The organism is Nitratireductor sp. OM-1, from assembly GCF_003296175.1.
Lineage (GTDB): Bacteria > Pseudomonadota > Alphaproteobacteria > Rhizobiales > Rhizobiaceae > Nitratireductor > Nitratireductor aquimarinus.
Map to the genome: position 1 here is coordinate 1,598,082 of NZ_CP029208.1, position 15,127 is coordinate 1,613,208.

Genomic DNA, 15,127 nt, shown 5'->3' on the forward strand with positions numbered 1-15,127 from the left:
GATTATGGTTTTCGTTGTCACTGGAGTTGGTAGCGCTCTGTATTGGCGGAAGCGTAGGGCAACTGACGCACCCGCATTTCTCCCGCGCCGGCATCCATAAGGATCATCGCCACGGTGGCGGAGAGATAGGCATTGGTTTCGCCTTCATTTCCCTCCGGCGTGCGAATGATGCCGCGCGGCGAGCCAAAGCGGTCGTCAAGCGCCAGCGCCAGACTGTCGAGGTCATGCCGCTCCCCTTTTCCCTCAATGAGCTGGCGCAGGCGCCGGTCACGAAACAGAGTGTCCGCGCCACGGGAAATGCCCCTGTCGCGCTCTCGGATTCGCGCCTGAGGCGTAACGAAATGATTGGAATGGGTCAGGCACGTTCCCTCGGGCGCCTGCCAGTAGATCTCGTCCGGCGTGGTTTCGAAATTCAGGCAGTCGCCGCTGCGCGCGCAACTGATCGTCATGTTGTTGGAAACGGTTCGTGGCAGGCGGTACAGCTCAGTTAGGGCTTGGGAATAGCCGCCCGCTTCCAGAACGCGTCGCCGGATGACCGAGAGAGGGACCCCGTAAGGCCGGGTTCCATCCTGTGCGCTGACCAGGTTGTTTCCTGTTATGGCCACGCCCTGATCGTTGAAACCGGCGCGCGCGAGGCCGCCTGCTTCAACATATGTGAGGATGTCTGGATGCCGGTCCGAACGGATTCTCAGAACCACTGTGCTGTCGGCGCATTCCGGCAGCCAGTCCCAGTTCTGAACATGCAAAAGGCGACCGCTCTTGGAGAGATCGGGCATCACTACCGCTGCCGTACATCCATCGTCGAGCGAGGCAGTGTCTTTGGGGGCCTGCGCATGGAGATTGATGATTTCGCTCCGGCCGTTGATGACCAGTACTTCCTCCAGTTTCACGCCTGCACCCTCGGCAATGCCGCGCAGTTCTTCGATCGCATCGGGAACACGAACGGCCAGTGCCTCGCACAGACGTGCGGAGTAGCCGAGGACGCTGTCCCAGTCGAGTTCGTGCTGCCGAAACAGATCCTCATAGACGGCCAGCCCGTGGCAGATTTGCGCATCCGCCTGCCGCCCGTAAGAGAGGCCGCGTTCGAAGGCTGGTCCTTCCACCTCGACAAGCTTGGGGGGAGCCATCATCAGCGCGCACCCGGCGCGGACAGCCGCTCCTTCAGCACCTCGGTGAAAAATCGTTGAACATAGGGGAAAACGCCCATCATGTCGTGGGCGACGCCTGGAGCAGTGTCGTGCCAGACCGCCACACCGCGCGCTTGCAGGCTTTCGCGCAGCGCATGCAGGCGATGATTGCGGTTGCGGCCGGCACTATTGGCGCCGGGAATGTATTTGGGTGAATCCTCGGGAAAGGTTATTTCCCATTCCTCGGTATCCAGCGCCCCGACCGACATATGCACCTTGACGTTTTTCAGGGCTGTGAAGTCGATGCCACGTCCGAACACGTCCGCGAAATTGCGAATGCCCGGCCACCAGTCCATTGTTTCATCAAGCAGCGTCACCGACCCGGGGGCGCCGATCGAGACAGCCTTGAGGCGTTCGGGATGCAGATAAAGGAACCGGTGGGTGAAATGCCCGCCGCCCGAAAAACCGAACAGCATGAACTTTTCAAAACGGCGATTGATGAGTTCGCCAGCCTGTTCAACCATCGCCAGCAAGACTTCATCGTACCGGATATCGCCCTCGATCATGTATTTGTAGCCACCGGCTTCCATGTCGCCACGCACGCCAACAGGAAACAGTGGGGCAAGAACCATACAGTTGTTGAACCGGCCAAAGCCGGAAAACGCACCGCGATACAGTGACTGCAGGCGCATCGTCCCATGCACGGAGACCAAAAGGTCGAGTTCCCGCTCCGGTTCGCTCCATGCACTTTCAGGAATGTAGAGCATGAATGAAAAGCGCGGATCGTGTCGGCAGGCGATGATGGTCGTCTCTCCGGTCAAGTACAATGCGCGGGCCCGCTCCTGCGGACTGTCCTGCACCTGTGGCAGCATGTGGAAAGCCTCCTGAACTCATTTGCGGGGACGTTAACGGTGGGATTTTTTGGTGTCAAAATAATTTTATAAATTGGCGCCAATTTTTACGATGATATTGCTTCGCTGATTTTTCACCATTATGTTCGCCGCGAACGAAACGCAGGACCTGCTCATACGATGGCGCGAAAACAGGATCGAAACGGCGAGAAGATGCGGCCTGACGAGATTTCCCAGCGCATTATGGCGGATATAAATTCTGGCGTTCTGCGCAGGGGAGAATGGCTGAAGCAGATTGATCTTGAGCGCCGCTATGACTGCACGCGGATCAAGGTCCGCGACGCGCTGACCTATCTGCAATCAAAGCGGCTGGTGGAGCATATCCCCAATCGCGGTTACAGGGTTCCCGAGCCCGACGCCGTGCGCGAAGGCCAGATTGGCGAGGTGCGCGCGCTGCTTGAGGCGCATGCAGCGGGCGATATCATCAGCCAGGCCACAGATGCCGATATCGCCCGGCTTAGGGAGCTTGCCGAGGCATTTCGAGAGGCCGCATTCAACGGAACCTCATTTGCACAGATCGAGGCCAACTACGCCTTTCACGGTGTCCTCTACGGTTTTTGTCGCAATGAGGTGCTGCGTGAATTGATGCTTGACATGCGTCAGCAGGGCCCTGCCGCCCCGGTGGGGCAATGGCAGACGGTCGCCCAGCTTCAGCGCGCGACGCAGGATCATTTTGACATTGTCGATGCGATCGAGAAGCGCGACCTGGATCTGCTGCGCAGATGCATTTCCGAGCACATCACCGGTTTGGGACGAGAAGAAAAGAAATCCGATGACGCTTGACCCGGTTCTCCGACGCATGCTCGACCGCTCTCAGCCCGTGGGCGGACCTCTTCTTCAGGATATGGCGGTAGACGATGCGCGCTCGGCAATGCGCGCCATGTTCCGCAGCAATGGCTATCCGATTCGCCATGAGGTCGACGTGGTCCATATCCCGGCTTCAGACTGTCGCGGCACCTTCGATATTCACTTTTATCGACCCGACGGGGAAGGCCGGCCGCAACCGGCCATTGTCTACTTTCACGGTGGTGGTTTCGTGCTCGGTGATGCGGAAGCCTATGATGCCCATTCGCGGGCTCTGGCGTACCTCACGCAGGCGGTGGTGATTTTCATCGGTTATCGTCTGGCACCTGAACATCCGTTCCCGGCTGCGGTAGAGGACGCTGCGGATGCGATGGAGTGGCTGGCGGAGCACGCTGAAACCCTGGGTCTCGATCCTGCAAGGTTAGTTTTGATGGGGGAAAGTGCAGGTGGAAATCTGGCGGTGAATGCGGCTCTGCATGCACACCGCACCAATTGCCTTTCCCTTCGCGGTCTCACGCTCATCTATCCAGTCACCGACATGCGGCCCTTCATCGGGGAGGATCCGATTTATCCATCCGTTGCGACTTACGCGAAAGGCATGAATCTGGATACGGATGAGATGCGCTGGTTCTGCGAAACCTATTTGAAGGCGCCTGATGAAGGCGCACTGCCGGAAAACACGCTTTTTTCCCAACCGGATCTGTACCTGCTGCCGCCCACGCGGATTTACAACGCCGAGTGTGACCCCTTGCGCGATATGGGGCTCGCTTTTGCCACGCGCCTCATTGAAGCGGGCGTGGATGCCCAGGCGGAATGCCTGCCGGGTATGTTGCACAGCTTCATGTGTCACGGTGGAATATCTTCTCGGGCTTTGAGGCACTTCTTTTGTATCGTGGAAGATATTTCTGCGTCTCTGGCCTGATCCCGCCACCAGCCCCAAAACCAGCAACAACCGCACCACCCACTCACAAACCCGCTTGACGCCGGGCCGCGGGTCGCGGATTAATGCGCGCTGCGCGGGTATGATGTAATGGTAGCCTGTCAGCTTCCCAACTATCGCCGCGAAATATTATCCCATATTTATCAGTAAGTTATAAATCTCTTCGCGCCTTGGAGTGCGCCTGGAATTCTGGCCTGCAGGGAAGGAAACGGCCCCAGTTTTCCTTTCGACAAAATCCGGAAAAGCTTGTGGTCTCAAGGCGGTCATTGAGCCGGAGTTCTCTACCCGCCGGGCAAGCCTGCCGACAGTAATCGAACCACCTCGGAATCCTGCCAAGCCTTTTCCGTTGTCTGTTGTGATCAATCAGGAGGATGGTCGCCGCAGTCAAAAGGAGTTTGTCAAATGGCAGCGAAGAAGCAGGAAGCAGAGAAGCAGTCGGTTGTTATTAGTGAAGACGATGCGAAGGCCATCGAGCAGGCAATCGCACAGGGGCAGGCGTTGATTGCGCAGGGTAAAACCAAGGTCGATGCGTCGATGGCGATTTATCGCGCTCTGAGCACTCAGCCGCAGGAAACCGTTGTTTCAGCGATGATAGAGGGAGCGGGCCTGACACCCAAGGGCGCATTGACGTATTGGTACAATTGCCGCCGAAAATACGCCAAGGAAGCGAAAGGCTGATCGGCCCAATCGAGGGTAACAGAATGGATTATATAGAAACCCCAAAATATCCCGGCTGTTACCCTTTAAAAATAAATATAATAATAAAAATATAAAATGAGCGAAGCTCCTTCACTGCGTGAAGGGATTCATGATTCAAAAATATTTTATAATAATCGGTCGCTGCGAATTTAATCGCGTAATTTAATTGGTTGGGTTGCCCCTCCGTTGAGCAATCAATTTCATCTTCTCGTAGATCCCGTCATCTATTCGATAGACATAAACGGTTTTCCCATCTGCAGTCGTTTTTCTTGACCGCTGCTTCAAACCAATCTCTTTGAGGAAAAAACCAAGCTGGCTGAATGGCTTCGACCGATAATCGCTGCGCAAATCACGTGCGAAATTGATCCTGTAGCGGTGCTTATTCTCGTCAAGGAACGCGACAAACCCCTCCATGTCGGATGAGGACAGTTCTTTCGTGGTGTCAAATTCCCCCTCTCGGTATAGGCCGACCAATTCCATCACTTCTTTGATCATAAAAATCTGCGGATGGAATGCGTTGTAGGAGTCCAACGAGAGGGTGTTGCCGGATTGCGCATCTGACATTTTCCCGAGTATCGATATCATCTCGTAATCGCTGATCAGTTCAAAGCCATGTACAATCCTTCGGAACCGCCCCTTGTCATCCAGTTTGATCAGCTCATTGGTCAAATCCTCTTTGTAAAAGCGCTCGATTGACGTGCGGGCGAGTGCGGCCGCTTCTGTTTCGGAGAGCTGCCGCCCAGCGCGGTGCCTCGCTTGAACATCCTCAAATTCGTTGTCATCCAAGCGATCCGCCATCATCAGGCGATCCGCATACTCCTGCGCGCTCAATGAGGCGCCATGTTTAAGGAGCTCAGCACCGGCAATAACTATATGGTCGTCGGGTTCGGTCTGTAGAACCGTGAAACCCTGCCGTTCCTTGTAGTCGATGAAATTGTTTCGGAGGTCGTTCATCGACGCGCGGTTCTGCGTCAAAATCGGGGTAACAAGCTGGAGCAACGGATCGCTTTTGGCGAATACCGGCTGCCCATATTGATCCAGTCCGGTCAGCAAGTGCTCCATCAGGTCTGACTGCACAGCATCGTTCATCACAGTATCTGCGCACGTGTCATAGAAATGCCTGCGCCCCGATACGTAAACCTTGATGGCCTTCGGGTGCCTAACTCTGGAAAGCTGCTGGTCGCAGTCGAAATGGCTTGTGATGCCATTTTCAAACAACCCGTAGACGACGTCAAAAATCTGCTCGTTATCTGGAAACGATATGTCGACGCCCGAGCTGATCGAAGGAGAAGCAAAGACGGCATCGTATTTGAGGGATTGTATCGCTGGATCACCGAGGAAGTCCTTGACCTTATCGGTGTTTGTCGTCGCTGACGTGATCAGGATCGATTTCTTCTTTTTGCCGAAACGTTTGGTGATCGAGGCGTGAATTTTGTCGACGGTGGTCTTTGAATTCGACGTGACAAACACCTTGTAGCCAGCATTGACTGAGGACTCGATGTCTCCGGCAATCGCTTTGCTGCTGGGGTACATCTCAATTTTGCGTCCTGCACTTTCATGCTGGTTGATGCACAACTTGATTGGGGTGTCTTTTTTGACCTCGCGCGCCCAAAGCGAGATGTTGTTGAATGAAATCCAGCCCAGATCAGCATCCAGCGCGATCACATGTTTTGCCGAGGCAATCAGCTGCCGTAAGTGAACGAAAATACGTTGCCGTTTGCTCGATATCGTATCCGACAGAAAATGCGCCAGAACCTGCTCTGATTCATCAATCAGCACATAGTCATACTGCTTCAGTCTTTGAACTCGCTGGATGCTATCCAGTGAAATGCCGTAGAATTCCCGACCGTCCGTTCGTGTCTGCGGGTTTTCAATCTCATCAAGGTAACAGTCCAATCCGAGCCGATCACACATTTGTCTGATCAGCGAGCGGCGATGTCCAATCAGCAGTACAGATTTGGCTTTCTTGCTGATGATCTCTTTCAAAAACTCCGTCTTTCCGGTCCCTTTTGGGCTTTTGATAAAGGTGACGCCCGGGTTGGCTGGCGCAACAGAAACATATTGCTGATTGAGGAATTCAATCTCTCCGGGCCGTGTTTCAGGGCGCCAGAAAACCTCATCCAGTTCGTCGGATTTATCAGCGGCGATCTTCTCTGCAGCGTTTTGGGCGGCATCATCAAACGAATAGAAATCGAAGCGATCCGAGTTCGACGGCCAGAAACTCGCTTCACACGCTGAGCAATGGATACCATTGATGCCGCGCTGGCTGACTATCACGAAGGCGCTGGGGTTGGTGTCGTGGTGGAACGGGCAGTAGATCGTTGTGGACCGCGCAAGCTCCTCCAATCTGGCTTCACGATTATCGGCCGTGCGCACTGACTGGTCTGGTGCAACGGACTTCAAGGAGCGCTGGGTTCTCTTCTCCGATGTCTCAGCGCCATGACTCGTCGTCACCGCATTGAAACTCTGGTCGATCAGTTCGTTGACCTGATCTCGGCACAACCCGCCATCAAATACAGTGATGTCGGCTTTGTCATTGCCGAAGAAAATTCGAACCGGATCGGTGGCAGCAGTGTCTCCACCTATTCTGAGCGCAAGGGAGCGTGTGAGCGCGCGAAACGCTTTTGCATCGGTGATCGGTTCTTCCAGTGCGAAAACGATGCGAAACCGATGCACCTCTTCAGTGTGGCTCGCTGTCGTGTAGATCATCGTGGCCGACTGTTCGACGATGTGGATGTTCGCTGCGTCATCAAGGCTGATACCAGCGTCGACATCGACCGAAACGAACCCGCCGCTCTGAAAGTTCGATGTTTTTCGATTTCCAGAAAACTGCGCGCTGTATGCGTAACCACTCAGAATCGCACCGGCCAATTCTTCAATCGTGACCTCTTGCGCCGTCCAACCTTCAGTGAAGGCCATTGTGTCATTGCGGTCGTTCTTGTTGATCAGGCGCTGATTAATTGAAACCGGCAACTTCTTGGTTAGCCAGGACATGCTTCCCCCATCAGTGCTGTACGACCAAAGGCCGCCCAGAGGTTGAAACGATAGCATGCGTTGCCCTGCGCACAATATCTGACGAAGGAGCTCGCGGAGGTTGTTCCATGACCCTGATAAAGCGCCCGAATTCCCGCTTCTGGTATGTGCAGTTCCAGATCGACAACCAGACGTTTGTCCGCTCGACCAAGACAGCCGACCGCAAGGTCGCATCGAAGATCGCCGACAAGATCAGGTCGGATGTTCAGCAGTCGATGCTGCTTGGTCAGACGAAGACAATCACATTCGGCGAAGCAATGCGCCGCTATGTGGATTCAAAGAGCGGGACACCAAGCCATTCCAATCTGTTGTCCATCGAGAAGACCGCTCTGAGGCTGATCAGGGCGGCAACGCCTCTCGAGGCTGTGACCTCTTGTGTCATCGAGCAATATGTCAGCCGCCGCGCCAGCCAAGGCAGAAAGCCGCAAACAATCAAGCACGGGGTCAATTGCATCGTGGCTGCGATCAACAAGGCGCGAAAGGATGGCTATCGCTGCCCACCGATCGATCCGCCGCAGGTCAAGGTTCCAAACAAGCTGGTCCGATATTTGTCAGTCGCCGAGGAAAAGCGATTGCTTGCCGAACTGGACCCGGATGGCCGGCGCAATGGTCTGCCCGATAGCAAGAAGGCGAGGGCGGTGCTTCAGGACAATTACGATCTGGTCGTCATCCTGTTGGATACCGGTGCGCGGTATAGCGAGATCGCAAACATCCGCTGGCAGCAGATCAACCTTTCAGAGCGCTCAATCGACCTGTGGCGTTCCAAGGTTGGCAACCAGAGTGTGCTGTTCATGACGGATCGCGTGGTCGAGATTGTCGAGCGCAGATGGCGTTCGCGAACCGGTGAGTATGTGTTCACCAACAAGGCTGGTGGTCCGCGAGGATATTCGGCGATTGCGATCCGCAAGGCGTTTCGGCGGGCAGGGCTTGCGGATTGTTCGATCCATACGCTTCGCCACACACATGCAACTCGCCTAATCCAGAATGGTCTCAGCGTTTACGAGGTGCGGTCGGTGCTTGGTCATTCCGACATCAAGACAACGCTGCGATATGCTCATTTGGAGCAGGCTGCGGTAACGCAGAAAGCGCGAGACGTGATCAACAGGTTTGTTGCGGCTGGGTGAAATGTGACGGTGTGCTATGTGCCGGTTAGCGTCCCCACTTCCACCGTTGATTATGTATTGCAGAGGGTCGGTCGATTGTTTCGCATACATATTGCGAACCCCACATTGTCCGCGAAGCTACTCTAGGCCGGACTGCAATAAAATCCTCTACGCCAGACCTTTGATTGTACCGATCGTTTGGATTATCCTCGACATGCTATCGTGCTGACTCTCTTTTGTTTAAGTTTCGAAGAGCGCTTCCAAAGTTCAGCTCAACTGGTTAGATTTTGGCATGTCTATGCTGCCCCGACCAACAGCCGAATCGATCCTGGCACAATATGAAAACCTCCTTTTGCATGACGCAAATGAGGCAGAAACGCGTGTTAAGGTGATTACTGACGTCCTCTATCATGTGCTTGGCTGGACCCATTCAGACGTTCACAACGAAGAGCGCGTTTCTGAGGACGGATTAACTACTTGGGCCGACTATACAATCAGAACTGGCATGACTGCCGTCGTTGTCGAAGCAAAACGTGTTGGGGTTACCTTCGCCGAGGTGCCTGATGCCCGCAGGACGCGGCTTCGGGGCAAAATCATGACGGGGGCTACGGGTGAAGCGATCCAACAAGCCCGAGATTACGCACGTAAGCTGAGTTTGCCATTCGCGGTTGTTACCAATGGGAATAGTTGGATTATTTTTCCGGCCAGTCGGGTCGATCAAGTGCGTTTTGCCGATTCGTCTGCGATCATTTTCCCCACGTTGAGATCGGCATTGTATACTGACTTCGCCGAGTTTACCGATCTTCTCTCTCGCGATGCAGTGATTAATGGAAGCCTTGAAAATGAGTTGCTAGGCCGCATTGAGAATCAGATTGAAGATCGAAGACTTAATCGCTTCTTCCCATCCGGGTTCTCTAAAATCACTCGTCATAGCCTCTATCCATTAATCGAGGACGCAATCGTCACTGCATTCACGGAGGACATAGTCAACGCGGACCCGGAACTCTTGGCGAAAATGTATGTTCAAACGCCTGATCGCATGCGCTTCGACAGCCGTGTACGAATCCACATTTCAAAGCGCGAGATTCCTTCCCAAAAGGCTCCTGTTAGAGCCCTCCGTGACAAGGGAGCGCGGCAGGTGACTAGCCGCATCGCGGAAGCTGGGAATCGAGCGCGTCCGATCGCTATGCTTGTTCTCGGTCAGGTTGGTGCAGGTAAGACAACATTCCTCAATTATACCCGCAAAGTCAGTGCCGCGACGGTATTCGAACCACGAAGTGATCGCCCCTATCCCCATTGGTTCCATGTCGACTTCAGGTCGTTCTCTCCTCAGGAGTCCCCACTTGATTTCCTCGTGGCTGCGCTGATTAACGGAATTAATTCGGATCAATTCTTGTCCGATTATGAGCGATGCGTGAAGCATGCGTACAAAGACGAGATTGATGCTCTTTTCCGTGGGCCACTTTTCCTTCTCAGCGATGATGATACAGAGAGAAAGCGCAGGATCAGTCAATTGCTGATGGATGATTTCAGCAAAGGGCTTCCCTATGTCGAAAAGGTGCTGAAGTACGCAGCGAGTGGAGCAGGTGTCTTTCTCGTAGTAGATAACATCGATCAATTCGAAGATTCCAATATCCAGTCAGCAATATTCTCTGATGCAATGGCATTGGCACAGAAAATTGGAGCCAGCCTGATTTCTTCGATGCGGGAAGTGACTTATGTCGAACACAAAAATAGTCCAGTCTTCGATGCTTTTGATTTTGACCCGATAAGCATTGAGCCGCCGCTCGTTGACGCTGTGCTGGCTCGGCGTTTTTTTGTCGCACGCCAGCTGCTAGAGGGCAAATCCGGTGAATTTACAGCAGAGAACGGTGCGGAAGTTAAAGTTGAAAATCTCCCAATTATTATAGAGCTTGTCCAGAGTTCCGTTCTGGGTACGGCCATCGGCAATCTTATTGACGTCTTGGCGACCTCGGACATTCGGCTCGCTTTGCGTATGACCCGAGAGTTTCTACAGTCGGGCTGGACAGCCTCTGGCAAAGCGCTGCGAATATACGAAAGTACCGGAAAATATGTGATGCCGCAGCACGAGGCGCTGCGGGCAATTATGATCGGGACCCAGACGCAATACTATGAAGAGTTCTCTGTCGTTGGGAATCCGTTTGACAGCCGCCTCGCCAAAACCGAGGCGCAAATGCTAAGACTGTACGTGCTCTCGGCAATCGTCAGTATGAGCGGGGATGCCTCATTCCGGCATCTGGAGGGGACTGAGATTCGGAGAATTTTCCGAATACTCGGCTTCGGAGATGATTTGACCGCTCGTGTGCTTGAAGATCTCTGCCGGTTACGGTTTATTCACACAACTTCTCATACGCCACCAACATTTGATTCTAAATTCATAGTCAGTCGGCTCGGCGCATATATAGTGCGTTATTTCTTATCTGACATGATGTTCCTCGAGAACGTTATGATGGATACATTCATTCCAGACGAAAAAACTTGGCATTTGCTCCGCAGTCAGACTGATGCTGTTTATGGTGAGCGCGATGTCGTACGGAGGCTGCACTTAAGGCGTACACGAGTTCAAACGTTTTACGATTATATGACTGCGCTATTTACGCCGCTGCGCGACGACTCCAGTCGTCGTGGTTTTTCCGCGGCTTGGTGCACTCACCCGCTTGAATCCTCTCGCAACCAATTGTTGTCAAACCTGCAGCGAGCAGCAAGAAGTGCTGAACGAAATTACGGACAAAACGGAGCGGGCACTTAAATGCGTTGTTATTCTATATTTTTAGAATTTTTTCAGACGTTTTATTGAGCTGTCTTATTTAATTAGAGCGGTAGATGATTGTGATTTTGTTCCACCTGATGCGCAATCAGCTGCCCGCTGTTTCAGTGCGCGCCGCCTTTGCCACTTCTTATTGAGGTCGCTACTGTAAGATTCCATGCCGAGATAGAGTTGCTGGGTATAATCGGCTAGCTGCCGAAGGTTTTCCATTCTTGCCCTCCCAAGAGAGGCGATTTCGGCCTGCTTGCCTCCCTTAGCCTCCCATTCTGACTTCAGGTCGTGTGCTGCGAATAGTTCGGTACCCGTTAGGATAATGACAGGCGCTCGTGTACGGCGCTGCTGTGTCTGGAATTTTCTCCCCCAGGCGGCAAACTTTTTCAATCGCGCGATTTCCTGGCGTGTGAGCTCGCTCGCTTCTTTCATTGTGGCGAAGACAATGATCGAGGCGGGAAAGCGCTCAGCCAGAGCCTTCATTCTTTCAATGTCCTCTTGCGTGAACGCATCCCGACCAAAACTCTTCACCTCACCAAATACCACTTCGGTAGGGTGGTCGGTGCCGAAGAGTTGCTTGCGCTGATACCAAAGAATGACGTCAGCTTCCGCTTTCTGTTTCGGTCCGAGTTCCAACTCTTGTCCGGCCGACCACGTAATTTGAGCGTGGTCCATTTGTCCGATAACGTCGGCAAAGAAGCGCAACGTCAGCGCTGCTGCGTAACCTCCACGCGCGTAGTCTGGGAGCGCGAATGGGCCAACGAGGCGGTAGGACCAACGAGTATGCTGGCTAGATGTCGGGTCAATGATCGGGAAGGAGAACGATTGTAGGCACAGGCCGCATTGTACCCGATAGCCGAGCTCTTTAAGCGGGTGCCAGCTCCAACTGGAACATTTTTCACATCTGATTTCGAGGCCGAGTTCAACCGCGTTGTGCTGAACTAATGTGTCGAAATTCCTCTGTCGCCAAATATCATCTTTGGTGGCGTTGTGGATACGGTTCTGAAATGCTTTGCAATGTAGGCTCTGCGAGCCTGACTTGCGCGATATTTCATCTAGAAGCTGAACTATCTCCACATGAGCTATACTTCTGACTCCCCAAAAACCGCCGAGTGTTTGGATGATCTGCTGCGTGGCTCGCCCGGCATCAGACTGGGAAGATTTCACGTTTTGCGTCTTTAACCATTCCTGAATAGCAGCTGCACCGTCCGACAATCGCCAGAATTGCGAAACGCCTCGGAACCTTGGGAAGTCGACTAGGCCTTCGGTTGTGGCTAGCAAATCTTCCGCAGCAAAGTTCAAGCGGGTGAAGAGCCCATGCCGATGGTTTGTTGGATAGACCGTAGCAATTTGATCATTAAGTCCCCAATCCCGCAGGTTGACCACGTTTGCCCATCGATGTTCGTTTCCAAATTCCGACGCAAACTCCGGATGCAGCCCTTCAAACCTTAGATCGGGCTTATGGGGATCGATTGACAAATCAAAGGTTTTCCTGTCTGCCGACAGCGTTGGTCGCATTTCGCGCATATAGAAATTTGGTGAGGGCCGCCACAGCTGTGGGTACCAATCCTGGCGGACATTCGCCCCTTCAATCTCGACTCTGAAGTGGTCGCTATATATTTGATCCAGAACATCTGTTGGAATGGAGCGCGCAAACATCACGTGCGGCTGGATCATTACCCCGTGAGGATTGCCAGGAAGGGGCCGATAATTCAGCTCAACAAACTTCTTCGCGAAAGCTGATAGGTCGCCCGCCCACTGCATAGGGATTGGCAGAACATTGCTGCGAATGGCGCGAAGATTCCAGAAGTCAATCAAGTCCTGAGGTTTTGTCGCATCTAGTACAAATAGCGCTGGGTCGCTATGATCGTGATAGTCAATGGTAAGCTTTGTGTGACCCATGCGGAGTGCTGATAGCCTACCCAATCGGAAGAATTCGGCGAGCGCATTACCATCCAATACGCTGGTCTCGGGATCGAAAACGTCGATGAAAGTCTTCTCAAAGTGGGAGAGGTTATCGGATATTGGGAAGTCGCCTGCCAGGCAGGCGCTGAAGGCCTGAAATGGCTTCTCCCGCGTAGCGACGTGTACAATTCCATGCTCATGCCGCCGTGTGAATTGGAACTCTTTGCGATAGAGCTCGCGGTAGAGATCCAGCACACTGAGGCCGTGGCCACGTTGATCGCGATCTCCGTCGCGCGTCAGAACATCATTAAGTTGAAGCACGCGGTCATCTTCAAATCCCAATCCGTCGGCTAGACCCGACGAAGCCTCTACGAGAAAGTCGGGCTCAAAAAAATCTAGATAACCATTGATGACCTGTGTCGCGGTTTCATTCACGGAACCATGCCGATCCCACCACGGGGGTATTCTCTTGATAGACGGGATAATGGGATTGAATTTACCACCCCAGAGACAAGTGTTGACACGAAAAATCTCCAGAAGAGCATCTGCATCTGTAGGCCGAACAAGAAACCCAAACCGTATCGGCCTAAGGCGAACAGTCACGCTCATATGAGACATATGCTTCCTCGCACCTTTGCTGCGCTCCAATCTTTAACATAGATGATTTATGCGTCTCTCCTATTTGGTATGGAAGCATCACATGCTGAACTTCAGCTACCGCGAGGAGCCACCGCTTGCGGCCTAAGCGTCCTGACCGGTTCCGAAGTATGGGCAACGCCAGAAAGCAGCCAATGCACGCCTGCTGTTTGAATCGCTCACACTGGATAAGATCATCTCAATGATGCGACGCCGAAGTGATTTTTCTGAAAGCGGTTCCATTTCTGACCTCTCTGAGCGCTCCCCACAAACTTCGAAGTCCTCCGTGGCCATCGTTATCGAGCTAGCCAATAAGCTTCTGCAGCTTCGGCGCAGGTCTCCGCCCACCGTGGAAACCACGGCGCAGCATCAGGCAATTTGTCAGGTGGTACGGTTTCCGTCTTCAGGCCACTGAATTTCCAGCAATCAGCACGATGATGATGTGTTGGTTTTGACCAACCCAATCAGCTCGCCTTACGCCGACCTGGCCTTAGCGGTTCTGGTCTTGGTGTGCCTGCGGCAGGCTTGGCGAACAGTTGCGATATGTGCACGTCGAGTGCAGCGGCAAGGCGATCCAGTGTTGCAATCGTCGGATTGCGCCGGCCTCTCTCCAGATAGCCGACATACGCGCGCTCGACATTGGCGATCAACGCAAGCTCGTCCTGAGAGATTTTCCTCTCAACACGCAGCCTTCGCAAATTCCAACCAACAAGCTCTTGCACATCCATGGGCGGAAGCAATCACTTGCGCTTGAATAAAACCACGTATTATAGGACCATGAATTAAGCGCAAGCCCCACTACCGCTTTTTCAGGAGAGCCAAATGCAAGAGACGTCTCAAGCAACAACAATCGAATGCCCCTACTGCTCCGAACCGATCAATCCAAAGTCGAAGAAGTGCCGCCATTGTGGTGAAATCCTCGATCCGCAAATGCGTGATCTGGAACTGCTGAAATCGCAACGCAGCAATCCAAATGTGTTCATGAATGCTGGTGGAGCGGCGGCGGCATCTGCATCATCGGCGGCAGCAGGTGAGGGCGCAGGGCTTCGCAGGTTCCCGCATTGGTTTCACATTCTGCTGTCGTTGATCACCAGCGGACTTTGGCTCCCCGGCTACCTGCTGATGTATCTGTTCCGCAACAAGCGGTACTACTACTGACGTCGTTGAGCTGACTGGAGCCGTAGCGGATG

The 15,127-nt window shown here is 53.4% G+C and carries 11 protein-coding genes; 6 read left to right on the plus strand and 5 right to left on the minus strand.

All coding sequences use genetic code 11. The features are described 5' to 3' along the window. Positions 1-17 precede the first annotated feature (17 nt). Together DEJ54_RS07615 and DEJ54_RS07620 are read right to left on the minus strand one after the other, a co-directional pair. On the minus strand, positions 18-1,130 hold the full coding sequence (locus DEJ54_RS07615; RefSeq protein ID WP_113154043.1) for a C45 family peptidase: 1,113 nt from the start codon (positions 1,128-1,130) through the stop codon (positions 18-20). Beyond that, positions 1,130-1,999, minus strand: coding sequence for an alpha/beta hydrolase (locus DEJ54_RS07620; protein WP_113154044.1), 870 nt, complete (start codon positions 1,997-1,999; stop codon positions 1,130-1,132). The genes DEJ54_RS07615 and DEJ54_RS07620 overlap by 1 nt, the downstream gene beginning before the upstream one ends. A 159-nt stretch (positions 2,000-2,158) precedes the next feature. Between DEJ54_RS07620 and DEJ54_RS07625 the strand changes: the two genes are divergently transcribed. The 3 genes from DEJ54_RS07625 to DEJ54_RS07635 all read left to right on the plus strand — a co-directional run bounded on the left by DEJ54_RS07625 (position 2,159) and on the right by DEJ54_RS07635 (position 4,460). Then, positions 2,159-2,821, plus strand: coding sequence for a GntR family transcriptional regulator (locus DEJ54_RS07625; protein WP_113154045.1), 663 nt, complete (start codon positions 2,159-2,161; stop codon positions 2,819-2,821). Beyond that, on the plus strand, positions 2,811-3,764 hold the full coding sequence (locus DEJ54_RS07630) for an alpha/beta hydrolase (RefSeq protein WP_162742231.1): 954 nt from the start codon (positions 2,811-2,813) through the stop codon (positions 3,762-3,764). The genes DEJ54_RS07625 and DEJ54_RS07630 overlap by 11 nt, the downstream gene beginning before the upstream one ends. A gap of 420 nt (positions 3,765-4,184) precedes the next feature. Then, the gene (locus DEJ54_RS07635) at positions 4,185-4,460 is read left to right on the plus strand and encodes a hypothetical protein (protein WP_113154047.1); all 276 of its coding nucleotides are present in this window, start codon (positions 4,185-4,187) and stop codon (positions 4,458-4,460) included. A gap of 183 nt (positions 4,461-4,643) precedes the next feature. On the opposite strand, the gene DEJ54_RS07640 is transcribed toward DEJ54_RS07635, so the two are convergent. After that, positions 4,644-7,475 (minus strand): plasmid replication protein, CyRepA1 family, encoded by a 2,832-nt coding sequence (locus tag DEJ54_RS07640; protein WP_162742232.1) that lies wholly within the window; start codon positions 7,473-7,475, stop codon positions 4,644-4,646. Between DEJ54_RS07640 and DEJ54_RS07645 the strand changes: the two genes are divergently transcribed. After that, on the plus strand, positions 7,442-8,638 hold the full coding sequence (locus DEJ54_RS07645; RefSeq protein ID WP_113154049.1) for a site-specific integrase: 1,197 nt from the start codon (positions 7,442-7,444) through the stop codon (positions 8,636-8,638). The genes DEJ54_RS07640 and DEJ54_RS07645 overlap by 34 nt on opposite strands. A 271-nt stretch (positions 8,639-8,909) precedes the next feature. Next, a complete protein-coding gene (locus tag DEJ54_RS07650) occupies positions 8,910-11,387 on the plus strand; it encodes a hypothetical protein (RefSeq protein WP_162742233.1) in 2,478 nt (825 codons plus the stop codon). 54 nt (positions 11,388-11,441) lie between these two features. Here DEJ54_RS07650 and DEJ54_RS07655 read toward each other — a convergent pair whose 3' ends face one another. Together DEJ54_RS07655 and DEJ54_RS07660 are read right to left on the minus strand one after the other, a co-directional pair. Then, positions 11,442-13,736 carry a hypothetical protein gene (locus DEJ54_RS07655; RefSeq protein WP_245447731.1) on the minus strand — a complete coding sequence of 765 codons (2,295 nt, stop codon included), beginning with the start codon at positions 13,734-13,736 and terminating at the stop codon, positions 11,442-11,444. A 665-nt stretch (positions 13,737-14,401) separates the two neighbouring features. After that, positions 14,402-14,665 carry a helix-turn-helix domain-containing protein gene (locus tag DEJ54_RS07660; RefSeq protein WP_113154052.1) on the minus strand — a complete coding sequence of 88 codons (264 nt, stop codon included), beginning with the start codon at positions 14,663-14,665 and terminating at the stop codon, positions 14,402-14,404. A 94-nt stretch (positions 14,666-14,759) separates the two neighbouring features. On the opposite strand from DEJ54_RS07660, the gene DEJ54_RS07665 reads away from it, so the two are divergent. Further along, a complete protein-coding gene (locus DEJ54_RS07665) occupies positions 14,760-15,095 on the plus strand; it encodes a hypothetical protein (RefSeq protein WP_113154053.1) in 336 nt (111 codons plus the stop codon). Positions 15,096-15,127 lie beyond the last annotated feature (32 nt).

Coding starts and splice junctions, on each gene's coding strand:
- DEJ54_RS07635 (WP_113154047.1), top strand. CDS start 4,185: ATGGCAGCGAAGAAGCAGGAAGCAGAGAAGCAGTCGGTTGTTATTAGT.
- DEJ54_RS07630 (WP_162742231.1), top strand. CDS start 2,811: ATGACGCTTGACCCGGTTCTCCGACGCATGCTCGACCGCTCTCAGCCC.
- DEJ54_RS07620 (WP_113154044.1), bottom strand. CDS start 1,999: ATGCTGCCACAGGTGCAGGACAGTCCGCAGGAGCGGGCCCGCGCATTG.
- DEJ54_RS07640 (WP_162742232.1), bottom strand. CDS start 7,475: ATGTCCTGGCTAACCAAGAAGTTGCCGGTTTCAATTAATCAGCGCCTG.
- DEJ54_RS07660 (WP_113154052.1), bottom strand. CDS start 14,665: ATGGATGTGCAAGAGCTTGTTGGTTGGAATTTGCGAAGGCTGCGTGTT.
- DEJ54_RS07615 (WP_113154043.1), bottom strand. CDS start 1,130: ATGATGGCTCCCCCCAAGCTTGTCGAGGTGGAAGGACCAGCCTTCGAA.
- DEJ54_RS07650 (WP_162742233.1), top strand. CDS start 8,910: ATGTCTATGCTGCCCCGACCAACAGCCGAATCGATCCTGGCACAATAT.
- DEJ54_RS07625 (WP_113154045.1), top strand. CDS start 2,159: ATGGCGCGAAAACAGGATCGAAACGGCGAGAAGATGCGGCCTGACGAG.
- DEJ54_RS07665 (WP_113154053.1), top strand. CDS start 14,760: ATGCAAGAGACGTCTCAAGCAACAACAATCGAATGCCCCTACTGCTCC.